Source organism: Paracoccus sp. S1E-3 (genome assembly GCF_013868135.1).
Classification (GTDB): domain Bacteria; phylum Pseudomonadota; class Alphaproteobacteria; order Rhodobacterales; family Rhodobacteraceae; genus Paracoccus.
In genome coordinates this window covers 1229734-1255009 of the sequence record NZ_JACEMU010000004.1, presented here as the reverse complement: position 1 = coordinate 1255009, position 25276 = coordinate 1229734, and the positions used below count along the sequence as shown (strand labels likewise).

27 protein-coding genes are annotated in these 25276 nt (G+C 65.7%); 15 read left to right on the top strand and 12 right to left on the bottom strand.

From position 1 onward, the window contains the following. Positions 1–12 precede the first annotated feature (12 nt). The 3 genes from H1S04_RS06235 to zapA all read left to right on the top strand — a co-directional run bounded on the left by H1S04_RS06235 (position 13) and on the right by zapA (position 2579). On the top strand, positions 13–1752 hold the full coding sequence (locus tag H1S04_RS06235; protein ID WP_181744654.1) for a BCCT family transporter: 1740 nt from the start codon (positions 13–15) through the stop codon (positions 1750–1752). 93 nt (positions 1753–1845) lie between these two features. Beyond that, the gene (locus tag H1S04_RS06230) at positions 1846–2235 is read left to right on the top strand and encodes a hypothetical protein (RefSeq protein ID WP_181744653.1); all 390 of its coding nucleotides are present in this window, start codon (positions 1846–1848) and stop codon (positions 2233–2235) included. Positions 2236–2237: 2 nt separating this feature from the next. Beyond that, positions 2238–2579, top strand: a complete 342-nt coding sequence (gene zapA, locus H1S04_RS06225) for a cell division protein ZapA (RefSeq protein WP_181744652.1) — start codon at positions 2238–2240, stop codon at positions 2577–2579. A 90-nt stretch (positions 2580–2669) separates the two neighbouring features. Here zapA and purF read toward each other — a convergent pair whose 3' ends face one another. From purF to radA, 3 genes are all read right to left on the bottom strand, one after another. After that, positions 2670–4157 carry an amidophosphoribosyltransferase gene (gene purF, locus H1S04_RS06220; protein WP_181744651.1) on the bottom strand — a complete coding sequence of 496 codons (1488 nt, stop codon included), beginning with the start codon at positions 4155–4157 and terminating at the stop codon, positions 2670–2672. Positions 4158–4269: 112 nt separating this feature from the next. Next, positions 4270–4923, bottom strand: coding sequence for a CvpA family protein (locus H1S04_RS06215; protein ID WP_181744650.1), 654 nt, complete (start codon positions 4921–4923; stop codon positions 4270–4272). Between the two features lie 44 nt (positions 4924–4967). Beyond that, positions 4968–6332 (bottom strand): DNA repair protein RadA, encoded by a 1365-nt coding sequence (radA, locus tag H1S04_RS06210; protein WP_181744649.1) that lies wholly within the window; start codon positions 6330–6332, stop codon positions 4968–4970. A gap of 180 nt (positions 6333–6512) precedes the next feature. Between radA and H1S04_RS06205 the strand changes: the two genes are divergently transcribed. Both H1S04_RS06205 and H1S04_RS06200 read left to right on the top strand, forming a co-directional pair. Further along, complete coding sequence (locus H1S04_RS06205; protein WP_181744648.1) at positions 6513–7799, top strand: ABC transporter permease; 1287 nt, start codon at positions 6513–6515, stop codon at positions 7797–7799. Next, the gene (locus H1S04_RS06200) at positions 7792–8472 is read left to right on the top strand and encodes an ABC transporter ATP-binding protein (protein WP_181744647.1); all 681 of its coding nucleotides are present in this window, start codon (positions 7792–7794) and stop codon (positions 8470–8472) included. Before H1S04_RS06205 ends, H1S04_RS06200 begins: the two co-directional genes overlap by 8 nt. Here H1S04_RS06200 and H1S04_RS06195 read toward each other — a convergent pair. Next, positions 8469–10211 carry a chloride channel protein gene (locus H1S04_RS06195; protein ID WP_181744646.1) on the bottom strand — a complete coding sequence of 581 codons (1743 nt, stop codon included), beginning with the start codon at positions 10209–10211 and terminating at the stop codon, positions 8469–8471. The genes H1S04_RS06200 and H1S04_RS06195 overlap by 4 nt on opposite strands. 27 nt (positions 10212–10238) lie before the next feature. Here H1S04_RS06195 and H1S04_RS06190 point away from each other — a divergent pair, with 27 nt between their 5' ends. From H1S04_RS06190 to H1S04_RS06180, 3 genes are all read left to right on the top strand, one after another. Continuing rightward, positions 10239–11618, top strand: coding sequence for an FAD-binding oxidoreductase (locus tag H1S04_RS06190; RefSeq protein ID WP_181744645.1), 1380 nt, complete (start codon positions 10239–10241; stop codon positions 11616–11618). A gap of 479 nt (positions 11619–12097) precedes the next feature. Continuing rightward, positions 12098–12895: a GH25 family lysozyme gene (locus H1S04_RS06185; RefSeq protein ID WP_181744644.1), complete on the top strand. Its 798-nt coding sequence runs from the start codon at positions 12098–12100 to the stop codon at positions 12893–12895. Further along, the gene (locus H1S04_RS06180) at positions 12868–13566 is read left to right on the top strand and encodes a CPBP family intramembrane glutamic endopeptidase (protein WP_181744643.1); all 699 of its coding nucleotides are present in this window, start codon (positions 12868–12870) and stop codon (positions 13564–13566) included. Before H1S04_RS06185 ends, H1S04_RS06180 begins: the two co-directional genes overlap by 28 nt. A gap of 6 nt (positions 13567–13572) precedes the next feature. Here H1S04_RS06180 and H1S04_RS06175 read toward each other — a convergent pair whose 3' ends face one another. Further along, positions 13573–13911: a DUF3147 family protein gene (locus H1S04_RS06175; RefSeq protein ID WP_181744642.1), complete on the bottom strand. Its 339-nt coding sequence runs from the start codon at positions 13909–13911 to the stop codon at positions 13573–13575. 118 nt (positions 13912–14029) lie between these two features. Between H1S04_RS06175 and aspS the strand changes: the two genes are divergently transcribed. Both aspS and H1S04_RS06165 read left to right on the top strand, forming a co-directional pair. Further along, positions 14030–15805 (top strand): aspartate--tRNA ligase, encoded by a 1776-nt coding sequence (gene aspS / locus H1S04_RS06170; RefSeq protein ID WP_181744641.1) that lies wholly within the window; start codon positions 14030–14032, stop codon positions 15803–15805. A 599-nt stretch (positions 15806–16404) separates the two neighbouring features. Then, the gene (locus tag H1S04_RS06165; protein WP_255435460.1) at positions 16405–17031 is read left to right on the top strand and encodes a GNAT family N-acetyltransferase; all 627 of its coding nucleotides are present in this window, start codon (positions 16405–16407) and stop codon (positions 17029–17031) included. A 166-nt stretch (positions 17032–17197) separates the two neighbouring features. Here the strand turns inward: H1S04_RS06165 and H1S04_RS06160 are convergent, their stop codons facing one another. Further along, complete coding sequence (locus tag H1S04_RS06160) at positions 17198–17845, bottom strand: response regulator (protein WP_370521472.1); 648 nt, start codon at positions 17843–17845, stop codon at positions 17198–17200. 264 nt (positions 17846–18109) lie between these two features. Between H1S04_RS06160 and H1S04_RS06155 the strand changes: the two genes are divergently transcribed. Then, positions 18110–18379: a DUF1467 family protein gene (locus tag H1S04_RS06155; RefSeq protein WP_181744638.1), complete on the top strand. Its 270-nt coding sequence runs from the start codon at positions 18110–18112 to the stop codon at positions 18377–18379. Here H1S04_RS06155 and H1S04_RS06150 read toward each other — a convergent pair. Continuing rightward, positions 18351–19052, bottom strand: coding sequence for an EI24 domain-containing protein (locus H1S04_RS06150; RefSeq protein ID WP_181744637.1), 702 nt, complete (start codon positions 19050–19052; stop codon positions 18351–18353). The two genes, H1S04_RS06155 and H1S04_RS06150, sit on opposite strands and share 29 nt — an antisense overlap. Continuing rightward, positions 19049–19621 carry a nitroreductase family protein gene (locus tag H1S04_RS06145; protein WP_370470474.1) on the bottom strand — a complete coding sequence of 191 codons (573 nt, stop codon included), beginning with the start codon at positions 19619–19621 and terminating at the stop codon, positions 19049–19051. Before H1S04_RS06145 ends, H1S04_RS06150 begins: the two co-directional genes overlap by 4 nt. Before the next feature lie 102 nt (positions 19622–19723). Here H1S04_RS06145 and H1S04_RS06140 point away from each other — a divergent pair, with 102 nt between their 5' ends. Next, positions 19724–19990: a DUF167 domain-containing protein gene (locus tag H1S04_RS06140; RefSeq protein WP_181744635.1), complete on the top strand. Its 267-nt coding sequence runs from the start codon at positions 19724–19726 to the stop codon at positions 19988–19990. Between the two features lie 10 nt (positions 19991–20000). On the opposite strand, the gene H1S04_RS06135 is transcribed toward H1S04_RS06140, so the two are convergent. Then, on the bottom strand, positions 20001–20240 hold the full coding sequence (locus H1S04_RS06135) for a hypothetical protein (protein ID WP_181744634.1): 240 nt from the start codon (positions 20238–20240) through the stop codon (positions 20001–20003). A 103-nt stretch (positions 20241–20343) separates the two neighbouring features. Here H1S04_RS06135 and H1S04_RS06130 point away from each other — a divergent pair, with 103 nt between their 5' ends. From H1S04_RS06130 to H1S04_RS06120, 3 genes are all read left to right on the top strand, one after another. Then, positions 20344–21120, top strand: coding sequence for a M48 family metalloprotease (locus tag H1S04_RS06130; protein ID WP_181744633.1), 777 nt, complete (start codon positions 20344–20346; stop codon positions 21118–21120). A gap of 93 nt (positions 21121–21213) precedes the next feature. Continuing rightward, the gene (locus H1S04_RS06125; RefSeq protein WP_181744632.1) at positions 21214–21480 is read left to right on the top strand and encodes a hypothetical protein; all 267 of its coding nucleotides are present in this window, start codon (positions 21214–21216) and stop codon (positions 21478–21480) included. Beyond that, the gene (locus tag H1S04_RS06120) at positions 21477–21836 is read left to right on the top strand and encodes a hypothetical protein (protein WP_181744631.1); all 360 of its coding nucleotides are present in this window, start codon (positions 21477–21479) and stop codon (positions 21834–21836) included. The genes H1S04_RS06125 and H1S04_RS06120 overlap by 4 nt, the downstream gene beginning before the upstream one ends. Before the next feature lie 37 nt (positions 21837–21873). On the opposite strand, the gene ilvN is transcribed toward H1S04_RS06120, so the two are convergent. The 3 genes from ilvN to H1S04_RS06105 all read right to left on the bottom strand — a co-directional run bounded on the left by ilvN (position 21874) and on the right by H1S04_RS06105 (position 25170). Further along, on the bottom strand, positions 21874–22431 hold the full coding sequence (gene ilvN, locus H1S04_RS06115) for an acetolactate synthase small subunit (protein ID WP_181744630.1): 558 nt from the start codon (positions 22429–22431) through the stop codon (positions 21874–21876). Between the two features lie 12 nt (positions 22432–22443). After that, positions 22444–24189 (bottom strand): acetolactate synthase 3 large subunit, encoded by a 1746-nt coding sequence (locus H1S04_RS06110; RefSeq protein WP_181744629.1) that lies wholly within the window; start codon positions 24187–24189, stop codon positions 22444–22446. 162 nt (positions 24190–24351) lie between these two features. Continuing rightward, positions 24352–25170, bottom strand: a complete 819-nt coding sequence (locus tag H1S04_RS06105) for an arginyltransferase (RefSeq protein ID WP_181744628.1) — start codon at positions 25168–25170, stop codon at positions 24352–24354. Positions 25171–25276: the final 106 nt, after the last annotated feature.

The following is a 25276-nucleotide window of genomic DNA, read 5'->3' as shown; positions in this document are numbered from 1 at the left end:
GAAAGGAAGCTCATGTCCCATTCGAACGATCCGCAGTCGCGGAACCCTGCGGATTCGCAGGGAAATCCGGTCGATACGGCGTTTGAAGGGCCGTCACCCGACGGCCTGCAGCAAGACGTCACGGCCAATGAGGCCGTCCCCGCCCCCGAAGGCACCACCGAAGTGATCGAGACCGATTACGAGATCGGTCAGGACAATATCAGTCACGCCATCACGCTTGAATTCGATGTCCACAAGCCAGTCTTCCTGTTTTCGTCGCTGGCGATCATCGCCTTCACATTGGCCGCGCTGATTTTCCAGCATCAGCTGGACCCGTTCTTCAACGGGCTGCGCGATTTCCTGACCGGCAAGCTGGACTGGTTCTTCCTGATCGCCGGCAACATCTTCGTGCTGCTCTGCCTCGGGCTGATCCTCTCGCCCCTGGGCGGCATCCGCCTTGGCGGACCGGAGGCCACGCCGGATTACTCGCTGTCGGGCTGGTTCGCGATGCTGTTCGCCGCCGGCATGGGCATCGGGCTGATGTTCTACGGCGTCTCCGAGCCGATGAGCCATTTCGACAGTTCGCTCGCGGGCGTGGTGATCGAGGACGGTGTGCGCACCGACTGGGCGCCGCTGCAGGGCGCCGAGGGCGACGCGCTGGCCGCGCGCCGGCTGGGCATGGCGGCGACGATCTTCCATTGGGGCCTGCACCCCTGGGCGATCTATGCAGTGGTGGCGCTGGCGCTGGCGCAGTTTTCCTTCAACAGGGGCCTGCCGCTGACGATGCGTTCGGTCTTCTACCCGATCCTCGGGGAACGTATCTGGGGCTGGCCCGGTCATGTCATCGATATCCTGGCGGTCTTCGCCACCATCTTCGGGTTGGCGACCTCGCTGGGTTTCGGGGCCGAGCAGGCCACCGCAGGGCTCAACTTCCTGTTCGACATCCCGGCCACCAACACCACCAAGATCCTGCTGATCCTGCTCATCACCGGCATCGCGACCTTCAGCGTCGTGGCGGGCGTCGACAAGGGCGTGAAGCGCCTGTCCGAGATCAACATGGTCCTCGCCTTCGGGCTGATGGTCTTCGTGATCCTGCTGGGGCCGACGATGTCGATCCTGACCGGCTTCTTCGCCAATCTGAAAGCCTACGCGCAGGAGATCATCCCGCTGTCGAACCCGTTCGGGCGCGATGACGACAATTTCCGCCATGGCTGGACGGCCTTCTACTGGGCCTGGTGGATCAGCTGGTCGCCCTTCGTGGGCATGTTCATCGCGCGGGTGTCGCGCGGGCGGACGGTGCGGCAGTTCCTGATCGCGGTGCTGGTGGTGCCGGCGCTGATCTCGGTCCTGTGGATGACCACCTTCGGAGGCACCGCGATCTCGCTGACGCAGGCGGGCTTCGCGGGCATCTCGGATGCCGCGCTGGAGTTGAAGCTGTTCCAGATGCTCTCGCAGCTGCCCTTCACCCAGATCACCAGCCTGATCGGCATTATCCTGGTGGTGGTCTTCTTCATCACCTCGTCGGATTCCGGTTCGCTGGTGATCGACACCATTGCGGCGGGGGGCAAGATCAACGCACCGACCCCGCAGCGGGTATTCTGGTGCACGTTCGAAGGGCTGGTGGCGATCGCACTCATGCTCTCGGGGGGACTGGCGGCGCTGCAGGCGATGGCGGTTTCGACCGGGCTTCCCTTCACCATCGTGTTGCTGGGCGCCTGCTGGGCCATCGTGAAGGGGCTGATGGGAGAAAGGCGCGAACTGCGCAGGCCATGATACGCTGAACGGGCGGCCCGCGCGGCCGCCCGTTCTTGTTTTTTATGACGAGTCCTGTCAGAAGACTCGTCAAGTTTCTTGTCAGGACGGCCAATGACCAGTTTTGCGGACAGTGAAAAGCGCCTGATCGCCGCCTTGGGCCGTATCGACCAAGCCCTTGATCGGGCCGCTCCGGCGGCGGATGCCGAACTTGCGGCGCTCAGGGCGGAAAACGCGGCGCTGAAACGCAGCCTCGCCGATGTCGAGGCCCAGCTGGCCCGCACCGAAACTCATGTCGCCGCGACGCAGGGCGATGCTGCGATTCGGGCCGAGCTGGACCTGCTGCGCAGCACCCGCGCGGCCGAGATCGCCGCCCTTGATGACATCATGTCCGGGCTGGAACAGCTGATCGCACGCGCGCCGCGCGCCTCGGATGCGCCCTATGCCGAAGATGTCACGCCCGCGCCGGGCGATGTGGTCGCATTTGACAAGAGCGAGGGCTGAACATGGACGTCACCTTCACCATCGGTCACAAGGAATACACGCTTCAGGCGCAGGACGGCGAGGAACGCCTGCTGCGCCGCGCCAGCGCCCTGCTGGATGAAGAAGCCCAGAAGATCATCGAGCAGGCGGGCCGGATGCCCGAACCCCGGCTGCTGCTGCTCGCCGGGCTGATGCTGGCGGATCGCCATAACAGCATGGAAGACCGCGCGCTGGCGGCGGAACGCGAACTGGCCCGGATGCGCCAGGCCGCGAGCGGGATGGTCGCCTCTGAAGTGCAGGACAGCATGGCGGAACTGGCGGCACGCGCGGAAGCACTGGCGCAGAAGGCCGAAGACAGGTCCTGATCCGGGATGGCGCGCGCTCCGCGGGGGATATTTGGTCCAGAGTGAATTTCACCCTGGTCTAAATATCCCCGCCGGAGGCTCTTTGGCGGCCTATTCGGCGGCGTGGCTCGGCGCCGATTCCGAGCCGTCCTTCATCTGGAAGCCGCGCTGCAGCTGATCGAAGGGCGCGACCGGATAATCGCCCGAGAAGCAGGCGTCGCAATATTGCGGGCAGGATTTGTTGCGGCCCTGCGCCTCGCCCGCCGCACGATACAGGCCGTCCAGCGAGACGAATGACAGGCTGTCGACCCCGATCCATTCGCGCATCTCCTCGACCGACATCTGCGCGGCCAGAAGCTTCTCGCGGTAGGGGGTGTCGACGCCGTAGAAGCAGGGCCAGGCGGTTGGCGGGCTGGCGATGCGGAAATGCACTTCCTTGGCGCCGGCATCCAGAATCATGTCCTTGATCTTGCGGCTGGTGGTCCCGCGCACGACCGAATCGTCGACCAGCACCACCCGCTTGCCGGCGATCAGCGAACGGTTGACGTTCAGCTTCAGGCGCACGCCCATGTTGCGGATCTGGTCGGTCGGTTCGATGAAGGTCCGGCCCATATACTGATTGCGAATGATCCCCATGCCGTAGGGGATGCCCGATTCCTGTGCATAGCCGATGGCGGCGGGGGTGCCCGAATCGGGAACCGGGCAGACCAGATCGGCCTCGACCGGGGCCTCGCGGGCCAGTTCCACCCCGATCTGGCGGCGGGTTTCATAGACCGAGCGGCCGCCGATGATCGAATCGGGGCGCGAGAAATAGACGTGTTCGAAGATGCAGAAGCGCGAGGGCGTCGGATGGAACGGGCGCGAGCTTTCGATATTGCCCTTGGAGATCACCACCATCTCACCCGGTTCGACCTCGCGCAGGAATTCGGCGCCGATGATGTCCAGCCCGCAGGTTTCCGAGGACAGCGCGAAGGCGCCATCGCCCAGCTTGCCGATCACCAGCGGACGCACGCCCAAGGGGTCGCGCACGCCGATCAGCTTGGTGCGGGTCATGGCGATGACCGAAAACGCGCCTTCGATCCGGCGCAGCGCGTCCTTCATCCGCTCGGGGATGTTGCGCTGGATGGACCGGGCCATCAGGTGGATGATGCATTCCGAATCGCTGCCCGACTGGAAGATGGACCCACGCTCGATCAGCTCGCGGCGCAGCGCGTCGGCATTGGTGATATTGCCGTTATGGGCCACCGCGCAGCCGCCCATCGAAAACTCGCCGAAGAAGGGCTGCACGTCGCGGATATGCGCGGCCTTGGCGCCCGCGGTGGAATAGCGGACATGCCCGATGGCCAGCGGCCCCGGCAGCGTTTCCATCAACGATTGCTTGGTGAAATTGTCGCGGACATAGCCGAAGCGATGGGCGCTGTTGAAGCCGCGCTCGGCATCGTGGCTGATGATGCCGCCGGCTTCCTGGCCGCGATGCTGCAGCGCGTGCAAGCCAAGCGCCACGAAATTCGCCGCCTCGGCGACGCCGGTCACGCCGAAGACGCCGCATTCTTCATGCAGGCGGTCGTCATCGAAGGGATGCGCGAGGAAGGGTTGCATGATGCTCACCTGCTGATCTGGGGTCGCGCAGTAGATAGGGGCTGATGCGCAGAAAGTCACGCCCTGCAAGGCAGGGCATGACGCAAAATCGTCACATCGCCGCGAACCGCGCTCAGTTCGCGGGCGGCGCGGCGGTCTCGGGGGTGGGGGCGGGCAGGTCCGTGGTCGCGGGTTCTGCGCCGGTCGGTGCGGCTTCGGGGGTGGTCACGGCGGTGCCGACGCAGCCCGAGACCAGCTCGTTATAGCGGTTGGTGATCCAGCCCGATCCGTCCTGCGGGATACGGGCGTCCAGCTGGCCGGTCATGCGGTTGAACACCTGGACCGAGCGCGAATTGTCCACCACCGCAACCGGGGTGGAGGCCATCACCCGGTCGTAGACGATGAAGGCGATGGCGACCAGCAGGATGCCGCGCGCCACCCCGAACAGAAAGCCCATGCCCTGATCGACGCCGCCAAGCGCCGAGCGCTGCACCACCGATGAAAACAGCGGCGTGATGATCGAAAACAGCACCAGCGCCAGCGCGAAGACGACGGCGAAAGCGGCGATGGTCGCCAGTTCGCAGCTTTCGCCCAGGAATTGTTCCAGCACCGGCACCTGCGCGATCATCGGCCGCACGGTGGCGGCGAACAGGAAGGCCAGCACCGCCGCCCCGATCCAGCCGAGGATCGCCAGCGATTCGCGCACGAAGCCGCGCGCATAGGCCAGGATCGCCGAGAGGATGATGACGGCGGCCACGATGCCGTCGATAATGGTGAAGCCGTCCATTGTGCCACCTTGTTCGCGGCCATTTCGGCCGCACTGTCCCATGTTCAGCCGGCGCCGAAGATCTCGCCGACAAAGCTTGTCAGGTCGGTGATGCGGTCCAGCCGCATCCCGCCTGCGCCCTCGATTTTCTGAGACGCAGGAATGATGGCCTGTGAAAAACCAAGTTTCTGCGCTTCTTTCAACCTGTTTTCGGCCTGCGCCACTGGACGAAGCGCGCCGGACAGGCTGATTTCACCAAAAGTGACGCAATCTGCGGGCAGGGCGCTGTCCTCGCGCGCGCTCAGCAGGGAGGCCGCGATCGCAAGGTCGGCAGCCGGTTCCTGCACCCGCATGCCTCCGGCGACGTTCAGGAAAACGTCCAGTCCGGCAAAGGGAATGCCGCAGCGTGCCTCCAGCACGGCCAGGATGGTGCTGACGCGCCCGCTGTCCAGTCCCACCACCGTCCGGCGCGGGCTGGCCAGCGTGGATGGCGCCACCAGCGCCTGAATTTCGGTCAGCACCGGGCGCGTGCCCTCGATCCCGGCAAAGACCGCGCTGCCGGGCGAGGGCTGGCCGCGTTCGGACAGAAACAGCGCCGAAGGGTTCGCGACTTCGGCCAGACCGCCGCCGGTCATCTCGAAGACGCCGATCTCGTCGGCGGGGCCGAAACGGTTCTTCACCGCGCGCAGGATGCGGAACTGATGGCCTCGCTCGCCTTCGAAATACAGCACCGTGTCGACCATGTGTTCGACCACCCGTGGCCCGGCGATCTGGCCGTCCTTGGTGACGTGACCCACGATCACGATGGCGACGCCGCGTTTCTTGGCAAAACTGACCAACTCATGCGCCGAGGCGCGGACCTGACTGACCGAACCGGGCGCGGCCTCGACGGTGTCCGACCACAGGGTCTGGATCGAATCGATGATGGCCAGATCGGGTTCTTCTGCATCGAGCGTGGTCAGGATGTCGCGCAGCGCGGTTTCGGCCCCCAGACGCACCGGCGCCTCGGCCAGGCCCAGCCGCTGCGCGCGCATGCGGACCTGCGCGGAAGCCTCCTCGCCCGAGATATAGATCGCATGCGAACCCTTCCGCGCGAAGGCGGCGGCGGCTTGCAGCAGCAGCGTCGATTTCCCGATGCCCGGATCGCCGCCGACCAGAATCGCCGATCCCGGCACCAGCCCGCCGCCGAGCACGCGGTCGAACTCGACCAGCCCGCAGGAGAGGCGGGGTGGCGGCGGCTCCTGCGTCGAGAGCGGCGTCAGCGGCACGGGCTTGCCCTTCGCAGCGCCCAGCCCGCGCCCCGGTCCCTGCGACAGCGGCGCTTCTTCTACGATGGTGTTCCACGCCCCGCAGGCATCGCAGCGCCCGGCCCATTTCTTGTGGGTCGCGCCGCAGTCCTGACAGATGAAACGGGTGACGGGTTTTGCCATGGCGGCCTTCATGGCAGACACGGACCGTTGCGGCAAGCATCCCGTCTTCAGCGCCCAAACCCCTTGGGGTGAGCCACGCAGGGGGAAGGTGCAGCGCCCCTCACGCAGCCTTCACAGCAAAGTCGGCTTGCGCTTTGCCCGGTTTCGCCGCAGTTTCCCGCCCGACCGGAAGGACCGCGCATGCCCAGCCCAAGACCTTTTTCCCGCTACGAATTCCTGATCGCCTGGCGCTATCTTCGCGCGCGCCGTGCCGAGGGCGGGGTGTCGGTGATGACCTGGATCAGCCTGATCGGCATCGCCCTCGGGGTGGCGGCGCTGATCGTGACGCTGGCCGTGCGCACCGGCTTTCGCGATGAGTTCGTCGATACCATCCTCGGCGCCAATGCCCATGCCTCGGTCTTCATGTCGCCGACCAGCTTCACGAATGAGCTGACCGACGAAGTCTATATGACCCCCGGCCGCATCACAGAATATACCGAGATGGCGGCGCGGCTGGCCGCCGTGCCGGGCGTCATTCGCACCGCCCCGGTGGTCAAGGGACAGGTGATGGCCACCGCCGCCGACCGCGCCAATGTGGCCGAGGTCTTCGGCACCACCGCCGAGGATTTCGCCAGGATCCCCCGCATCGCCGACCCCGCCACCGCGATCGGCGACATCGCCGATTTCGATCGCGGCATCGCCATCGGGTCGGGCATCGCGCGCGAGCTGGGCGTGGTCGTGGGCGACCGCATCCGCCTGATCGCGCCCGAAGGCGCGCAGACGGCCTTTGGCACCACGCCGCGCGTGAACGCATACGAGGTCACCTATATCTTCAGCGCCGGGCGTTATGACATCGACCGCACCCGCATCTACATGCCGCTGGCCGAGGCGCAGTCCTATTTCAACCGCGAAGGGGTGGCCGACGAGATCGAGGTCTATGTCGACGATCCCGAACGCATCGGCGACTGGACCCTGCCGCTGATCGAAGCCGCGGGCGAGGGCGCGCAGGTGTGGACCTGGAAGGACAGTTCGGGCAGCTTCCTCAGGGCGCTGGATATCGAGGATGACGTCATGTTCATCATCCTGTCGGTGCTGGTGCTGATCGCGACGATGAACATCACTTCGGGCCTCATCATGCTGGTCAAGAACAAGGGCCGCGACATCGGCATCCTGCGCACCATGGGCCTGACGCAGGGCGCCATCCTGCGGGTGTTCTTCCTGTGCGGCGCCTTCACCGGCATCATCGGCACCATCATCGGTGTGATGCTGGGGATCGTGGTGTCCCTGAATGTGGATCACATCATGGCGCTGATGAACGGGTCCTGGGACGCTTCGGTGCGCGGCATCTACGAGCTGCCGGCGAAACTGCGGCTGATCGATATTGCCAAGGCCGTGGGCCTGTCGCTGTTCCTGTCCTTCCTTGTCACCATCATCCCGGCCAGCCGGGCCGCCCGGATGAACCCTGTCGAGGCGCTGCGCTATGAGTGACATCCTGCACCTGCTAGGGATCGAGAAGGCATATAATCGCGGCCAGCCCGGTCAGATCGAGGTGCTGCGCGGGCTGGATCTGTCGGTCGCGCGTGGCGAGGTGGTGGCGCTGGTGGCGCCGTCCGGGGCGGGCAAATCAACGCTGCTGCACATCGCCGGATTGCTCGATACGCCCGACAGCGGGCATGTCACCCTGAACGGGGCGGATCTGACCGGGAAATCGGACCATCTGCGCACGACGGCGCGGCGCAACGATCTGGGCTTTGTCTATCAGTTCCATCACCTGCTGCCCGAATTCAGCGCGGCCGAGAATATCGTGCTGCCGCAACTGGCGAACGGCGTCGCGGCCCGCATGGCCAGGGCCCGCGCCGCCGATCTGCTGGACCGCGTAGGGCTGAGCGCGCGCGCCGATCACCGCCCGGCCGAGATGTCGGGGGGCGAGCAGCAGCGCGTGGCCTTCTGCCGGGCGCTCGCCAACCAACCCGCCCTGCTGCTGGCGGACGAGCCGACGGGGAACCTCGATCCCCAGACCTCGGACCGGGTCTTTGGGGTGCTGATGGATCTGGTGCGCGAGACCGGCATGTCGGCGTTGATCGCCACCCATAACCTCGATCTGGCGGCGCGCATGGACCGGGTGGTGCGGCTGGAATCCGGGCAGATCACCGCCCTTTAGGCGTGCTCCTCGGCGGCGGTGGCCGCCAGGGCCTGGTTCAGAGCCCGCAACGCATCGACGTGGTAGAGCGTGCCCAGAATCTCGGGCGGGGGCGGCGGCCCGATGGCGTCGGCGGCGCGCGGCACCGCAGGGCGGATCACCGGCAGGAAGGCCGCGCCGGTGCGCTCGAATTCCGACAGCGCCAGGCCCAACGGCGCGCCGTCCACCAGTGCCCGGCCCGACAGCGCCAGATTGCGCGCCAGATCGGGCGAGGGGGCATTTTCAGCGTCGGGCAGCCGCAGCAGCGAATTGATCCGCATCTGCTGCGGCAGCCAGACCTGCGGGCCTTCGGCGATGCGCACGCCGCGCAACTGCAGCTGGGTCAGGAAGAAACTGCGATGCAGCAGGCGCGACGCAAGCGCCGATGACATCGCCACCGCCACCATCACCGCGAGGCCGGTCTGATAGTCGCCGGTCATCTCGAACACGATCAGCGCGGTGGAAATCGGCGCGCCCAGCACCGCCGCGCCCACCGCGCCCATGCCCGCCAGCGCATAGACGGTGGTTCCGCCCGACAGGTGCGGCAGCAGCCATGTAGCGACCATCCCGAAGGCAAGCCCGGTCAGCGCCCCCAGCACCAACGCGGGCGAGAAGACCCCGCCACCCATCCGTCCGCCCAGCGTGACCGCCACCGCCACCACCTTCACCGCCGCGAAGATCAGCACCTCGTTCAGGGTGAACGCCCCGTTCAGCGCCGCGAAAGTGGTCTGATAGCCGACGCCGATGATATGCGGAAACGGGATCGCGAGGATCCCCAGCAGCGTGCCCGCCAGCATCGGGCGCATCCAGCGCGGCCAGCCGGTTCGCGCGAAGATCGCCGTCCCCGCCCCATCCGCGCGCAGGATCGCCCAGACCAGAACCGCCGCGACAAGCGCCGAGATCAGTCCCAGCACCGCGAAAGCCGGCAGCTCGGCATAGAAACCCAGGCCCGGATCATCCGTCAGCGCGAATTCGGTCGCGCCGCCGAAGGCCTGCCGGTTGATGACGGCGCCCGCCACTGCGGCGATGGCGATGGGGGCGAAGGCATGGGTGGCGAAATGGCGCAGGATGACTTCATGCGCGAACAGGGCACCGGCGATGGGGGCGTTGAAGCTGGCGGCCACCGCGCCCGCCACCGCGCAGCCCAGCAATTCGCGCCCGGCCATCGGGCTGGCATTGATGCGGTCGGAGATCCATGTCGAGATCACCCCGGCCATATGCACCACCGGCCCCTCGCGCCCGGACGATCCGCCCGTCCCCAGCGTGATCAGCGACGCGGCGGCCGAGGCCAGCCCCTCGCGCATCTCGACCCGGCCGCCCTCCAGCGCGGCGCCTTCGATCACGTCGGCGACCGTGCGAACGCGGCCATCGGGGGTGAAGCGGTTCAGGATCAGCCCCACCGCCAGCCCGCCCAGCGTCGGCACCGCGATCAGCCACCACCACGGCAGCATCCCCGCCGCGCTGGTCAGACGCTGGTCGTCGATACCGTAAGCGGCGCGTTGCAGCGCATTGATCCCAAGCCGGAAGAACAGCGCCGCCAGACCGGCGCCGATCCCGATCAGCAGGGCCAGCAGCCAGAATTGCACCTGGCTTGGCCCTTCGGCGCGGATGATCCGCAACGCGCGCCGCGCCTGCCGCCGCAACTGCTTCGGCCCTGCCACGGTCCAATGACGGGCGGGCGCGTCGTTCCGGGGCTTTCGCGGCGTTGCGGGTTGGGCCATGTTGCCATGAAGCAAAAGGGGGCGCGCATGGTCAACCACAAGCAGGCATTTGACGAAATTCGGGCGGTGATCGGGGACCGGCTGTCGCAGAAGGATGCCGATCGCGACCAGCACGGCCAGTCGGAAACCTGGCATCGCGCCCCCCCACCCGAGGCGGTCGCCTGGCCCGAAACCACCGCCGAGGTCAGCGCCATCATGGCGATCTGCAACCGCCACGGCGTGCCGGTGATCGGTTGGGGCACGGGCACCTCGCTGGAAGGGCACGCCCTTGCAACCCATGGCGGGCTGGTCATGGACCTGATGCGCATGAACCGGGTGCTGGACATCCGCCCCGAGGATCTGCTGGCCACCGTGCAGCCCGGAGTCACGCGCGAGGCGCTGAACACCGAACTGCGCGCCACCGGCCTGTTCTTCCCGATTGATCCCGGCGCGAATGCCTCGCTTGGCGGGATGGCGGCGACGCGGGCCTCCGGCACCATGGCGGTGCGCTACGGCACCATGCGCGACGCCGTTCTGGCGCTTGAGGTGGTGCTGGCCGACGGCACGGTGATCCGCACCGGCACGAAGGCGGCGAAATCCAGTGCGGGTTACGACCTGACCGCGCTGATGGTCGGGTCCGAGGGCACGCTGGGCATCATCACCGAACTGACCCTGCGTCTTTACGGTCAGCCCGAGGATGTGGCCGCCGCCGTCTGCGCCTTCGCCTCGATGGAGGATGCGGTGAACTGCGTGGCCATGACCATGCAGGCGGGTATTCCGATGGCGCGGATCGAATTCATGGACGCGGTCGCCATGCGGGCGGTGAACCTGAACTCCGGCACCTCATACCCCGAGCAGCCGCATCTGCTGGTCGAGTTCAACGGCGCGCCGGCGACTGTGTGCAACGATGCCGAGGCCTTTGGCGAGATCGCGGCCGAGCATGGCGGGCAGGGGTTCCAATGGGCATCCTCGGCTGAGGATCGCAAGAAGCTGTGGGAGGCGCGCCACGCCGCCTATTGGGCAACGCTGAAGCTGCGGCCGGGCGCGACGGGTGTCGTCACCGATGTCTGCGTGCCGATGTCGGAACTGCCCGGCGCGGTGGCGGCAGCAGCAGCGGACATGGCACAGGCTGGGATCCTCGGGAACATCGTGGGCCATGTCGGGGACGGGAATTTCCACACGCTGCTGCTGATCGAACCCGGCAATGCCGAGGAACTGGCCCGCGCGAAAGAGGTCGCCAATGCCATGGCGCGCCGGGCGATCGCGGTGGGCGGCACCGTCAGCGGCGAACATGGCATCGGCATCGGCAAGCGCGGGCTGATGGCCGAACAGCACGGGCAGGCCTGGCAGGTGATGGGGGCGATCAAGGCGGCGCTCGATCCGAACAATATCCTCAATCCGGGCAAGATGGTGCCGGACCGGAACTGAGGCTGCGCCGATGCCTTTGCGGATTGACCGGGTCGCATCGGTGCCAATCCGGGCAGCATGGCGGTGTCGTCACAGAGCTGCGTCGCCGCGCGCTAGACGATACCCGCATTGACGCGGAATTCGGCTCTCAACCGGCGGGCGTGCAAACCCGCCGCTGACGCCCGCAGTCCGCATCGTCGTCACGCGCATTCATCGTGGCCATGCCGGCTATGGTTTCATGCATGGCACCGATCGCCTTGGCGGAGGAGGGGCGCCTTAGCCGAAGGGCGGCTCCGACAAAGCGATCGTCATTATTCGGCTCTCGGTCTCTCTCGGGTTTTTCAGGGTGACACCTGTTTGGGCAATCGGCGCCACAGGCGCAACTTCGCGATGACCGGGGCCATGCGCCTGCTGTCCTGACGCCAATGTGACCAAAATGGCGTCGTGACTTTGCCACACGCCGCTGCGATAACGGCAAAAAACATAAACCGAGGGGCACCATGTCGCGCATTGTCACCATTCTTTCGGCCGTCGCCGTGCTGCTGCTGGCAGCCTGCGGCGCGCCCCGCACCGTTGTCGTGCCGAATGGCGGCGGCGGTTGGGTCGGCGGGACCGTGCCCCAGCTGGGCGACAACGCGCCCCATCAATGGGTCGGCGGCCATCCCTATGACAATCAGGTCCACGGCATCGACATTTCGCGCTGGCAGGGGATCATCGACTGGGATCGCGCCCGCACCTCGGGGATCAGCTTCGCCTTCCTGAAGGCGACCGAGGGCGCAGACCATGTCGACCCCGAATTCCGCCGCTACTGGCGCGAGGCCGGCAATGCCCGCATCCCGCGCGGGGCCTATCACTACTACTACTTCTGCCGTTCGGGCGCCGAGCAGGCCGCATGGTATATCCGCAACGTCCCGCGCGAGCCGGGCTCGCTGCCGCCGGTGCTGGACATCGAATGGACCAATTCGAAGACCTGCCCCCGCCGTCCCGGCTCGGCCGAGATCCTGCGCGAGGCCTCGAACTTCATCGCCATTCTGGAAAGCTATTACGGTCAGCGCCCGATCATCTACACCACGGTCGATTTCTACCGTGACACCGGCATCGGGCGGTTGAATGCAGAATTCTGGCTGCGTTCGGTCGCCGGCCACCCGCGCCTGGTCTATCCGGGCCAGCGTTGGACCTTCTGGCAATATACTGGCACCGGCAGTGTTCCGGGCATCCGCGGCAATGTCGATCTGAACACCTTTGCAGGCAATGCTAATGACTGGCGCGCATGGCTGAATCGCCGTCTGATCCGCTGACGCCGTCCCGCTTCACCTGGGCACAGCGCGGCCAGACCGGCCGGGCTGCGCTGGCGGTAGAATTCGCCGCGCTTTTCGTGGCCATCCCGGTTGCCATCGCGCTGTTCCTGCCGCCGACCCTGCTGTTTCCCGCGCTGTTCGCCTTTTCGGTGCTGGGCCTGATCCTGCTGTGGTGGACCGGCGGCTTCGACTTTCGCGGGCTTATCCGGGGCTGGGGCCGCTTCGACTGGCCGCTGTTCGCGGCCTTCGCGGTGCTGACGGCGCTCGTCTCCATCGCGGTGCTTTACGCCACCCGCCCCGAATCGCTGTTTTCCTTCCTGCGCCGCGACCCGCGCTTCCTGTTGCTGGTCTGGCTGCTCTACCCGCTGCTGTCGGCCCTGCCGCAGGAGCTTATCTTCCGTGTCCTGTTCTTCCACCGCTATAGCCGGCTGTTCAGCGGTCCGCGTCAGGGGGTGCTGGTGAATGCCGCGATCTTCAGCCTCGCGCATCTGATGTATTGGAACTGGATCGTCGCCATCTTCACCTTTGCGGGCGGTCTGGCCTTCTCGACCGGCTACCTGCGTCGGGGCTTCCCCTGGGCCTGGGCGCTGCACGCCATCGCCGGCAACATCCTGTTTGCGATCGGGATGGGGGTCTATTTCTACTCTGGCAACGTCGTGCGGCCGTTCTGAACGGCCTCAGCCGTTCCCTATCAGCACCACCGCCAGCAAATACAGCACCACCGTCAGCGCGCATCCTGCCCCAAGGCTGACCCAGAACCCCGCGCCCGTCCGCAGCATCACCGCGATCAGCGGAAACATCGGCAACGAGGGCAGCACATACCACAACGTCGCCTGGGCGTGATCGGCCAGCCGCTGCGGATCACCGGTATCGCGCCACAACCACATCATCCCCAGAACCGAGACCAGCGGCAGCGACGCGATCAACGCGCCAAAGCCCGCGTGACGCCGTGCAACCTCGGATGCCAGCGCAATCAGCATCCCCGAAATCGCTGCCTTCAGGATCAGATAGGCCATGGCGTCCCCCCCTTTCAGGCAGCCGTAGCTGGGCAGCGCTGTCAAGACAAATCACCGCCCCGCTTGACTTCCGCCCCCCCGCACTGTTCATGCGGAGGCTGAACGAAAGAGGTCCGCCATGCACGCCTATCGCAGCCATACCTGCGCCGATCTGACCGCCGCCCATGCCGGGGAAACCGTCCGCCTGTCGGGCTGGGTTCACCGCGTCCGTGACCACGGGGGCGTGCTGTTCGTCGATCTGCGCGATCATTACGGTATGACGCAGGTGCTGGCCGACAGCGACTCGCCGGCTTTTGCCGCGATGGAAAAGCTGAAGGCTGAAACCGTGATCCGCGTCGATGGCCGGGTGAAGCTGCGCGACCCCTCGCTGGTGAACCCCAAGCTTCCGACCGGCGAGATCGAGGTCTACGCAACCGAGATCGAGGTTCTCGGCCCGGCCGAGGAACTGCCGCTGCCGGTCTTCGGCGATCAGGAATATCCCGAGGAAACGCGCCTGACCTATCGCTTCCTCGACCTGCGCCGCGAGTCGCTGCACAACAACATCATGCTGCGGTCCAAGGTCGTGCGGTCCTTGCGCAACCGCATGTGGGACGAAGGCTTCACCGAGTTCCAGACCCCGATCATCACCGCGTCCAGCCCAGAAGGGGCGCGCGACTTTCTGGTGCCGTCGCGCCTGCATCCGGGCAAGTTCTACGCCCTGCCGCAGGCGCCGCAGCAGTTCAAGCAGCTGATCATGGTGGCGGGTTTCGACCGCTATTTCCAGATCGCACCCTGCTTCCGCGACGAGGATCCGCGCGCCGACCGCTCGCCCACGGACTTCTACCAGCTCGACATCGAGATGTCCTTCGTCGATCAGGAGGACGTGTTCAACACCGTCCAGCCAGTCATTCAGGGCCTGTTCGAGGAATTCGGCGGCGGCCGCCCGGTCGATCCGAACTGGCCGCGCATCCCTTACGCGGAATCGATGCTGAAATACGGCAGCGACAAGCCCGACCTGCGCAACCCGATCGAGATGCAGGTGGTCAGTGACCATTTCCGCGATTCCGGCTTCGCGATCTTCGCGAAACTGCTGGAACAGGACGGCACCGAGATCCGCGCCATCCCCGCGCCGACCGGCGGCAGCCGCAAATTCGCCGACCGCATGAACGCCTTCGCGCAACGCGAGGGCCTGCCGGGCATGGGCTATATCTTCTGGCGCAAGGCCGAGGATGGCTCGACCGAGGCTGCCGGCCCGATCGCCAAGGCCATCGGCCCCGAAAAGACCGAAGCCCTGCGCGTCCAGCTTGGTCTGGGCGAGGGCGACGCCGCCTTCTTCCTTGGCGGCAAGCCCGATGCCTTCGAGGCCGTGGCCGGCCGCGCGCGCAACGAGATCGGGCGCGAGCTTGGCCTGACCGACGAGAACCAGTTCAAATTCGCCTGGATCGTCGACTTCCCGATGTATGAGAAGAACGACGAGGGCCGGATCGACTTCAGCCACAACCCCTTCTCGATGCCGCAGGGCGGGTTGGAGGCGCTGTCGGGCGATCCGCTGAAGGTGAAGGGCTATCAGTATGACCTCGCCTGCAACGGCTACGAACTGGTCTCGGGGGCGATCCGCAACCACAAGCCGGAGATCATGTTCAAGGCCTTCGAACTGGCGGGCTATGGCCATGATGAGGTCGAAAAGCGTTTCGGCGGTATGGTCAAGGCGTTCAAATACGGCGCCCCCCCGCACGGCGGCTGCGCTGCCGGGATCGACCGCATCGTCATGCTGCTGGCGGATGAGCAGAATATCCGCGAGGTCATCATGTTCCCGATGAACCAGCGCGCCGAAGACCTGATGATGGGCGCGCCCAGCGAGCCGACCAACGAACAGCTCCGCGACCTGCGCCTGCGCGCGCTGCCGAAGGAATAAGGCCCCCGCCGGCCGCGCAAGCCGCCGGGCGGCGGTGTTCATTCCGGCAACCGACACTGCCTGCCGCGATTTTCCCCCTGCGGGCCGCTGCGCGGGCCTGGTCCCACGTCTCGCGCCTTCCCGCCGGCGCAACGGAGGTTTCGCCCGCGGTCTCGACCGGCTGCACCGGGCTTGAAGGCGTGGTAACGCTTCGGGCCATCGATCCTGCGCCGCAAAAACTGCGGAAGGAGGTTGTAACGCCATCCGCACGTCGAAGGGATGGTGAAAATCCCGGATTGAAACTCGATCCCGGCGAGCCGGTCCCGAAACGCCGCTGTCCGTGCAGCGCGGAACAATGCGCCAACCACCTAAGTGGCGGGTGTCGGAGAGGGATTGCACCGCGATCTGCGCCCGCTGCGACAGCCGGCCGGGTGGGTCCCGTTCCGCGCCAGCCAGTCCGGCCGCGCGGCCTCATGCGCCGGGGTTGCCGCAGGCGGTGCGCCCGATAGACTGCGGCCATGACAAACGAATTGCCCGCACACCGGCCTGGCGAACCGTTATCGGATTGGCATCCCCCGCCCCGGCCGGGCCCTGAGATCATTCCAGGCCGCTACGTCTGGTTGGAGAGACTGGATCCCGCGCGGCACGCCGATGCGATCTTTGCCGCGACCCGGCATGATCCGGCGGTCTGGGATTATATGAGCAACGGGCCCTTCGGTGATGCCGCAGCCTTGCGCGGCTGGATGGAGCAGGCGGTTGCAACGGGCGCGGTCTTTTATGCCTTTCTGCCAGCCGGGGGCGGGGATGCGTTCGGCTATGCCGCCTTCATGCGCATCGACGCCGCGAATGGCGTGGTCGAGATCGGCAATGTCGTCCTTTCACCCGCAGCGCAGCGCAGCCGGGCCGCGTCCGAGGCACTGATGGCCATGATCGACTGGGCTTTCACGGCCGGTTATCGCCGCGTCGAATGGAAGTGCAACGCGCGGAACGCGGCCTCGCGCCGTGCGGCCCGGCGCTACGGCTTCGCCTTCGAAGGCATCTTCCGCAGCCATATGATCATCAAGTCCCGCAATCGCGATACGGCCTGGTTCGCGATGATTGCCGACGAGTGGCCCGAGATCCGCGCGGCCCATCAGGCGTGGTTGGCGCCATCGAATTTCACCGAGGCCGGGCTGCAGACATTCAGCCTGTCGGCCATGACGGCCCCGATCGTCCGACGGGCCGAGGCGGTGATCCTGCACTTGTGAATCCGAAGCGTCATTGCGGGCGCGGGCTTGGGCTGCTGCGCATCGATCCATTGCGATGCCGGGGGCGGGTGCGCGGCCGACCGGCCGGTCCGCACCCCTCCCCGACAGGGGCCGGGCGACCCGCCATGGCGGAGCATTCCATGACGGGTCGCCCGGATGCGGCGGTTCATGCAGAGCCGACCGCCGTAAGACGTTCATGCAACAGGCCGCTGATCCGGGTCAGATCGGTGGCCACCGCGCGCCCGGCCTGATGGTCGCGGGCAAGCGCAGCCGCCGCTTCGGCCAGCGGGCCGTCATGCGCCGAACGGGCCACCCCGGTCAGAAAGCGGGCGATATAGTCGATGGCGGCACTGTCGCTGGCACCGGCGAGCACCTCGGCCACATGGGCCAGATCGTCGCGCAGTGCGCTGTCATCGGGGATGACGATATCATCTGGCAGCAGGCGGGGGCCGCGGGGTGCGGCCTCGGGCGGCAGTGATGACAGGATCGTCTGCTGAAACACCGCGAGGCTTTCGATCGGCTTTTCCAGAAAATCCGCCGCGCCCGCCCGCATCGCCTGATTCCGCATGTCGGGATCGCCCGAAATCGCCAGGATCATGGGTGCGCCGCTGCCCAGGGTGCGGATCTGGGCGATCAGCTCGGTTCCGCAGCCGTCGGGCAGGCCCATGTCGACGATGACCACTGTCGGGCGATAGGTCTGCAGATGCCGCATCGCCGTGCGCAGGCTGTCGGCGCGCCGGATCCGGGCGCCCGAGCGCAGGCAGAGAAGCCGCATCGCCTCGGACGCGAAGCGCGAATCCTCGACGACCAGCACGGTCAGTCCCGAAAGCGGGCGTCCCGGAAGCCGGGCCTGCCAAAAGGGCGGTGCCGATCCTGATGCGTTGGGTTCCGTCTGCATTCTTCCATCCCCTCATGGAATCACCTGATGTCCCACGCTAGAGCGCTAATGCCTAAGGGTCGGTTAATGCGCCGCCGGTTTTCCTTGGATTCTCCCCGAGAGCCGCATAAAAGGCCCGAACGTGGCGCAAATGCCTGAGGGTCGGCGCGGCGCAAGACCTCAGCAGCAGGAGTTGAACCGATGAATCTGACCGGCGGCATCGTCCTTTACGCGGTTCTGTGGTTCCTGACCCTGTTCGTGCTGCTGCCGATCGGCCAGGTCAGTCAGGCCGAGGCTGGCGAGGTGGTGCCCGGCACGCCGGCGGGGGCGCCGGCGAACCCGATGCTGGGCAGGAAAATGGCCTGGGCCACGGCGATTTCCGCCGTGCTCTGGGCCGGCTGCGCCTATCTCATTCTCGGCGGGGTGATCTCGCGCGAGGATATCATGCAGCTCGACCAGCTGGTCCGCTGAGCAGGTGGTAAAGATGGGTGAACGAGGCCACCGCCAGCACCGGCACGGCAATGTTCACCACCGGGATGGTCAGCGCGAAGGCGATCATCACCCCCAAAGCCGTTACCGTGACCGTGCGCGCGTTGCGCAGGCGCGTCGCCTCGGTTTCGGGCAGGTGGCGCCGGGCGGCCATCTGAAAGAATTCGCGCCCGAGCAGCCAGCCGTTCGCGATGTAGAACAGCACCGGCGCCAGCGGTCCCACAAAGGGCGTCAGCAACAGGCTGCAAAGTCCGACCAGTAACACCAGCCCCATCACCGCCAGCGATTCCAGCAGGCCGTCCCAGAAATCGGGCTCGGCCCCGCGGGCGTTGGGATAATGAATTTCCTCGACCCGGTTGGCCACCCGGTCGGAAAACAACCCGGCAAAAGCGGCCGCGACCGGGGCCATCAGGAAGAAGCCCAGCACTGGAAACATTGCCAGACTGCCCCAGCTGAGCGCCCCGCCGAGCGGGATCGCGCCCCAGAACGGCAGGGTGACGCTGTCGGGGCCGAACAGGCGCAGCGCCCAGAAAAGCCCGGCCTGAAGCGCCACGAAAAGCAGGATGGTCAGCGCGATGCCCAGCAGCACCAGCCTGAAGATGCGCGGACGCAGAAGGTCCGCCCAGCCCAGCAGCAGGGCGCGCGGCGCGGTCATTCCAGCACCGTGGTCTTGGCGGCGATGTCGGGCCGGGGACGGTCCGGCGGCGGGGCCTCGCGGCGATTGCCGATATGGATGAAGCCGGCGATGCGTTCGTCCCCGGTCAGGCCCAGATGGGTGCGGGCGAAGTCGGGCGCGCTGGCGACCCCGGTCAGCCAGCTAGCCCCATAGCCCGCCGCCAGCGCCGCATTGACCAGCCCCAGACTGACCGCGCCCGCCGACAGGAACTGTTCCCATTCCGGCACCTTGTCGCTGGCGACGGGGGCGAAGACGACTGCCACCACGACCGGCACGCGGAAGGCATCGCCGTGCTTCTGCGCCTTTTCGGGCGTGTTGCCTGCGGCGGCCGAAGCATCCGCGACCAGCGGGGCCAGCCGCGCCAGGGCGGCACCGCGCAGGACGATGAAGCGCCAGGGTTCCAGCTTACCATGGTCCGGCGCGCGGGCGGCGAGCGTCAGCAGCCCGGTCAGGGCGGCCTCGTCGGGTCCCGGCCCCGTCAGCAGCGCCGGCGGATGCGAGCGGCGGCCGCGCAGGAATTCAAGCGCCTCGGCATTGGCGGCTGGCAGGGGGGCACGGGTCATGGGCGTCTCCTTTGGCAGGTGATCTAATCGACCGTGGCGGGCGCGCCAAGGCTTGACGCGGACGCGGGGCAGCGTTTCAACGGTGCCATGTCGAAACCCGCCGCCGATCTGCGCCACCTGGCCTTGCCGGACACCCGCATCGAGGTGCGGGTCACGCCCAGGGCGGCGGCCAACCGCATCACGATGGACGCAGACGGCCTGATCCGCGTTTATGTCACGACCGTGCCGGAGGGCGGTAAGGCCACGGCGGCGGTGACACAGCTTCTGGCGAAGGCGATCGGGATCCCGAAAACGCGGCTGGAACTGATCCGGGGCGAGACCGCGCGCGAAAAGACCTTTCGCGTGCTCGGTTGACGACCCGCGGCTATTTCGGGCGGTCCAGCCGATAGCCGCCCTCGGGCAGGTTCAACGCCGCCCGCAATTCGTCCAGCTGCCGCAGGCTGAGCGTGATCTCGCTGTAGCGGTCGGTATCGGGTTCGTCCTGACGGACCACGACGCGGTCGTCGAAGGCGGTGATGACGATATCGCCCTGCAACGGGGCGCTTTCGGGCTCGTCGATCAGGGTGATGATGGTGGCGTCGAAATCGTGCTCGATGGTGAACATGGCATTCCCTGTCGTGATCTTGAAAACAGGGTGACCTGAAGTGGTTTGCCTCGCAAGAGGGGCTTGTCTATTCTGCGCTCCGACCCGTCAGCCGAGAGTGAACATGATCCGCAACCGCGCCCGTCTTGCCCTTCTGTCTGCAACCGCCGCGGCAGCCCTGTCAGCCTGTACGCCGGTGGTGGTGTCGGATACGCCCCGGATGCCCGAACCCACGCAGCGCACGGCGGAAACCACCGTGATCGCACCCTCGCGCACCACGCCGCTGTCGCCCCGGCAGGCGGCCAACAATTTCCTGAGCGTGATTCGCAAGATGGAGCCGGCGGTCGAGCGTGAATGCGCCGCGCGTCGGACCACGAACATCAATTGCGATTACCAGTTCGTGGTCGATGACCGGCTGGAGATGGAGCCGAACGCCTTCCAGACCCTCGACGATTCCGGGCGCCCGATCATCGGCTTCACCGTCTCGCTGATTGCGGCGGCGCAGAATGCCGACGAACTGGCCTTCGTCGTCGGTCACGAGGCCAGCCATCACATTCTGAACCATCTGGCGCGGAAGTCGAATTCCGCCACCGCCGGGGCGATCATCCTCGGCGGTCTGGCGGCCGCGGCTGGCGCCGATTCGACCACCATCAGCAGCGTTCAGCAGATGGGCGCCAGTGTCGGCTCGCGGGTCTATTCCAAGGAGTGGGAGCTGCAGGCGGATTATATGGGCGCGGTGGTGACACTGAATGCCGGATATGATCCGGTGAACGGCGCCGAGTTCTTCCGCCGCATGCCCGATCCGGGCAATCAGGTGCTCGGCTCTCACCCGTCGCGGACGGCGCGCATGGCGCAGGTGCAGAAGGCGGTGGCCGATGTGCGTGCGGGGCGCATCCGCTAGGCTTGGCTGGGCCGCGCAGCACCGCTCCAAGCCTGTACTTATATAGGTTACCCGGTATTTTTCCGAACTATTCCCGTTCGTCGGAAGGGGGAAATGGAAAATATTGTGGCATCAATGCTGCAGGACCGCAAATCCATGTTGTCGGGGCGAAACCCATTTGACTCGCCGCAGAGAAAAATGGTTCGTTTGCGCCACTGCAGGTTGAACATATTTTTTGAAATGACGTTACGTCACATTATGGAACCAAGTCATAACCTGCAAAAAATTGTCTTCCGGCAATGGGTCAATACAGTTATTAACGTTTCATATATGAACGGTGGATCAGATAAACATGATTCACTGGCGGGAGGTTGGAAATGATCGGTGTCGTGATCTGGAGCAGTGAGACCAGCCGCAAGGCTGTCATCTGGTGTGAAGATCAGGGCCCGCTGGCCTACCTCCGCGGCTGCGACAGTCTTCTGGATCAGGCGGACTGGCCGGTTCCCGGCGATCTGCTGCGGCTGGAATGCGAAACCATCGGCAATTTGCGACACGCCCGTGCGGTCAGCGTCATTGCGCCAAAGGTCTGCCCGCAACTGCCCGATGCGCTGCTGGGGCACACCAACCGCCCCGCCTCGCATCTGCATGTCGTTTCGCGTTGTGACACACCGCAAATGCGCGCCATGACCGCTGATCGCGAGGACGGTGAAGTCTATTCGCCGGCGATCAATCTTTAAGCAATATTAACGATTTGAAGGCCGCAATTGCGGGGCTTCATGCCCCGCGTGCCAGTGCAGCGACTCCGGTGCGCGCCTGATCGGACAGCCCCAGCGGGCGCATCAGATCGGCGAAAGCGTCCAGCTTTTCCGGCGTGCCTGTGATTTCGAAGACAAAGCTTTTCAGCGTCGAATCGACCACATTGGCGCGGAAGATCTCGGCGATGCGCAGGGCTTCGACGCGATGGTCGCCCGTGCCCGAGACCTTGAACAGGCCCAGTTCGCGTTCGACGCTGGGGCCTTCGGTGGTCAGGTCGTGGACCTCGTGCACGGGCACGATGCGGCCCAGCTGCGCCTTGATCTGCACGATCACCGAGGGCGTCCCGCGCGTCACGATGGTGATGCGCGAGCGATGGCCTTCGTGATCGGTTTCAGCCACGGTCAGGCTGTCGATGTTATAGCCGCGCCCCGAAAACAGTCCGATCACGCGGGCCAGCACGCCCGGCTCGTTCTCGACCAGCACGGCAAGGGTGTGGCGTTCCTCGATCTGCGCATTTGGATCGCGCAGGTCATAAGCCGAATGGCTGGTCGCGCCTTGTTGGATGTTCAGAACCATGTCGTTGCCCCCCTACACCAGCGCGCCGCCGCCGGTGAAGGCACCGGCCTCGGGCGATAGCAGCATTTCGTTATGCGGCTTGCCTGATGGGATCATCGGGAAGCAGTTTTCGTGTTTCTCGACCAGCACGTCCAGAATGAACGGCCCGTCATGATCGATCATCTCGCGGATGGCGTCGTCCAGTTCCGCCGGGTCGCTGACCTGTCGGCCCTTGCAGCCAAAGGCCTCGGCCAGCTTGACGAAATCGGGCAGGCTTTCCGACCAGCTCTGGCTATAGCGTTCGCCATGCAGCAATTGCTGCCACTGGCGCACCATGCCCAGACGTTCGTTGTTCAGGATGAACTGCTTGACCGGGGCGCGGAACTGCACCGCCGTGCCCATCTCCTGCATGTTCATCAGCCAGGACGCATCGCCAGCGACGTTGATCACCAGCGCATCCGGGTGCGCGACCTGCACGCCCACCGAGGCCGGCAGACCGTAACCCATCGTCCCCAGTCCGCCCGAGGTCATCCAGCGGTTCGGCTGGTCGAAATGCAGGAATTGCGCCGCCCACATCTGGTGCTGGCCAACCTCGGTGGTGATGTAACGGTCGCGGTCCTTGGTCAGCGCCTCCAGTCGTTCCAGCGCGTGCTGCGGTTTGATGATCGAGTCCGAATTGGTATAGGCGAGGCAGTTCGTCGCCTTCCACTGCTCGATCTGCGCCCACCATTTCCGCACCGCTTCCGCGTTCGTCTTGCGGCCCCGCGATTTCCAGATCTTCAGCAGGTCTTCCAGCACATGCCCGACATCGCCTTGGATCGGCAGGTCGACATGGATGATCTTGTTTATGCTTGACGGGTCGATGTCGATCTGCGCCTTCACAGAACCGGGGCTGAAATCGGCCACCCGCCCGGTGATGCGATCGTCGAACCGCGCGCCCACCGCAATCATCAGGTCGCAGCCATGCATGGCCAGATTGGCCTCGTAGGTGCCGTGCATCCCCAGCATTCCCAGCCATTTCTGGCCCGAGGCCGGATAGGCGCCAAGCCCCATCAGCGTCGAGGTTATCGGAAAACCCGTGGCTTCGGCCAGTTCAACCAGCAGCTGGCTGGCCGCGGGGCCTGAATTGATCACGCCGCCGCCGGTGTAGAAGATCGGGCGCTCGGCCTTCTCCATCAGTTCGGCCAGTCGGGTGATGGCGTCGATATCGCCCTTTTTCTTCGGCTGATAGGGGCTGGGGGGGATCTGCTTGGGGCCGACATATTCGGCCTCGGCGAACTGGACGTCCTTGGGGATGTCGATCAGCACCGGCCCCGGCCGCCCCGAGGTCGCGACATGAAACGCCTGGTGAATGGTCTGCGCCAGCGTGGCCGGATCCTTCACCAGCCAGTTATGCTTGGTGCAGGGGCGGGTGATGCCGATGGTATCGGCCTCCTGAAAGCCGTCGGTGCCGACAAGGAAGGTCGGCACCTGACCCGACAGAACGATCAGCGGGATCGAATCCAGCAGCGCATCTGTCAGGCCGGTGACGGCATTGGTGGCGCCCGGCCCCGAGGTCACCAGAACCACCCCCGGCTTGCCGGTCGAACGGGCATAGCCCTCGGCCATATGGACCGCGCCCTGTTCGTGACGGACCAGAATGTGCTTGATGTCGTTCTGCTGGAAAATCTCGTCATAGATCGGCAGCACCGCGCCGCCCGGATAGCCGAATACCGTATCCACACCCTGATCTTTCAGGGCTTCAACGATCATTTTCGCACCCGTCATCTTTCGGGACATCGGACCATCCTTCTACTGTAGTTGCGGCCCATGCCGCAGCGCAGGAATAACAGCGCGCTCGTGCCGCGCCGCCGCAAACTATTGGCGAGCCGCAGCAGCGTCAATGGGCGAAATTAACGAAAATGACGTAAATTTCACGCAACGCGCAATAATGTTGCGCGATCAGGGCAGGTCGATCCGCGCCACCTGTTCGACGATGGGATCAACGGCCAGCGGATGTGCCTCATCGGAATGGTCCTGCGGATTGCCGATATCCTGCCAGACCCCGCCTTTATAGATTTCCAGCGCGCCGAAGCGGGCCTTGTAATCCATCTTGCGGCTGCCGGGCACCCAATAGCCCAGATAGACATAGGGCAGCCCGGTTTCGCGCGCCAATTCGATATGGTCGAGGATGATATGCGTGCCCAGACTGCGCGCTTCCAGCCGGGGGTCGAAGAAACTGTAGACCAGCGACAGCCCGTCATCCAGCACATCGGTCAGGCAGACGGCGGCGAGGTCGGCGGTGCCATCGGTGCCGAAGATGTTTTCGCCACGGTATTCGATGACGCGGGTGCGCACCGGCGTTTCCTCGATCATGGCGGCGAATTCGAAGATATCCATATCGGCCATGCCACCATCGGCGTGCCGGCCGTCCAGATAGCGGCGGAACAGTTCGAACTGTTCTTCGGTGGCCCAGGCGCTGGTGGCTTGCCGGGTCAGGTCGGCGTTGCGGTTGCGCATCCGCCGCTGGGTGCGGCTGGGGGTAAAATCGCGCACCCGGATCCGCGCCGACATGCAGGCCACGCAGCTTTCGCAGCTGGGACGGTAAAGGACGTTCTGCGAGCGTCGGAAGCCCTGTCGCGACAGGGCATTGTTCAGCTCCTGCGCATTGCCGGGATGCAGCGCCGTGAACAGCTTGCGCTCGGCCCGGCCATGCAGATAGGGGCACGGCTGCGGTGCGGTGACATAGAATTGCGGTGCGTGCGTCAGCGTGTGCCGCATCACCGGAACCTATCCATTCCTGCGGCCGCCGCAGCGGCGCACAAGTCTATGCCCATGGTAGCAATCATGCGTTTCCGCCCGTGGCGCTCCTCAGCAGAACGGTAAC

What these genes read in the sequence shown, in the direction of transcription:
- radA (WP_181744649.1), bottom strand. Translation starts at nt 6,332, where the DNA reads ATGGCAAAACCCGTCACCCGTTTCATCTGTCAGGACTGCGGCGCGACC.
- H1S04_RS06110 (WP_181744629.1), bottom strand. Translation starts at nt 24,189, where the DNA reads ATGTCCCGAAAGATGACGGGTGCGAAAATGATCGTTGAAGCCCTGAAA.
- H1S04_RS06135 (WP_181744634.1), bottom strand. Translation starts at nt 20,240, where the DNA reads ATGTTCACCATCGAGCACGATTTCGACGCCACCATCATCACCCTGATC.
- H1S04_RS06190 (WP_181744645.1), top strand. Translation starts at nt 10,239, where the DNA reads ATGGTCAACCACAAGCAGGCATTTGACGAAATTCGGGCGGTGATCGGG.
- H1S04_RS06175 (WP_181744642.1), bottom strand. Translation starts at nt 13,911, where the DNA reads ATGGCCTATCTGATCCTGAAGGCAGCGATTTCGGGGATGCTGATTGCG.
- H1S04_RS06235 (WP_181744654.1), top strand. Translation starts at nt 13, where the DNA reads ATGTCCCATTCGAACGATCCGCAGTCGCGGAACCCTGCGGATTCGCAG.
- H1S04_RS06130 (WP_181744633.1), top strand. Translation starts at nt 20,344, where the DNA reads ATGATCCGCAACCGCGCCCGTCTTGCCCTTCTGTCTGCAACCGCCGCG.
- aspS (WP_181744641.1), top strand. Translation starts at nt 14,030, where the DNA reads ATGCACGCCTATCGCAGCCATACCTGCGCCGATCTGACCGCCGCCCAT.
- H1S04_RS06215 (WP_181744650.1), bottom strand. Translation starts at nt 4,923, where the DNA reads ATGGACGGCTTCACCATTATCGACGGCATCGTGGCCGCCGTCATCATC.
- zapA (WP_181744652.1), top strand. Translation starts at nt 2,238, where the DNA reads ATGGACGTCACCTTCACCATCGGTCACAAGGAATACACGCTTCAGGCG.
- purF (WP_181744651.1), bottom strand. Translation starts at nt 4,157, where the DNA reads ATGCAACCCTTCCTCGCGCATCCCTTCGATGACGACCGCCTGCATGAA.
- H1S04_RS06150 (WP_181744637.1), bottom strand. Translation starts at nt 19,052, where the DNA reads ATGACCGCGCCGCGCGCCCTGCTGCTGGGCTGGGCGGACCTTCTGCGT.
- H1S04_RS06230 (WP_181744653.1), top strand. Translation starts at nt 1,846, where the DNA reads ATGACCAGTTTTGCGGACAGTGAAAAGCGCCTGATCGCCGCCTTGGGC.
- H1S04_RS06140 (WP_181744635.1), top strand. Translation starts at nt 19,724, where the DNA reads ATGTCGAAACCCGCCGCCGATCTGCGCCACCTGGCCTTGCCGGACACC.
- H1S04_RS06125 (WP_181744632.1), top strand. Translation starts at nt 21,214, where the DNA reads ATGGAAAATATTGTGGCATCAATGCTGCAGGACCGCAAATCCATGTTG.
- H1S04_RS06205 (WP_181744648.1), top strand. Translation starts at nt 6,513, where the DNA reads ATGCCCAGCCCAAGACCTTTTTCCCGCTACGAATTCCTGATCGCCTGG.
- H1S04_RS06105 (WP_181744628.1), bottom strand. Translation starts at nt 25,170, where the DNA reads ATGCGGCACACGCTGACGCACGCACCGCAATTCTATGTCACCGCACCG.
- H1S04_RS06200 (WP_181744647.1), top strand. Translation starts at nt 7,792, where the DNA reads ATGAGTGACATCCTGCACCTGCTAGGGATCGAGAAGGCATATAATCGC.
- H1S04_RS06155 (WP_181744638.1), top strand. Translation starts at nt 18,110, where the DNA reads ATGAATCTGACCGGCGGCATCGTCCTTTACGCGGTTCTGTGGTTCCTG.
- ilvN (WP_181744630.1), bottom strand. Translation starts at nt 22,431, where the DNA reads ATGGTTCTGAACATCCAACAAGGCGCGACCAGCCATTCGGCTTATGAC.
- H1S04_RS06180 (WP_181744643.1), top strand. Translation starts at nt 12,868, where the DNA reads ATGGCTGAATCGCCGTCTGATCCGCTGACGCCGTCCCGCTTCACCTGG.
- H1S04_RS06185 (WP_181744644.1), top strand. Translation starts at nt 12,098, where the DNA reads ATGTCGCGCATTGTCACCATTCTTTCGGCCGTCGCCGTGCTGCTGCTG.
- H1S04_RS06195 (WP_181744646.1), bottom strand. Translation starts at nt 10,211, where the DNA reads ATGGCCCAACCCGCAACGCCGCGAAAGCCCCGGAACGACGCGCCCGCC.
- H1S04_RS06120 (WP_181744631.1), top strand. Translation starts at nt 21,477, where the DNA reads ATGATCGGTGTCGTGATCTGGAGCAGTGAGACCAGCCGCAAGGCTGTC.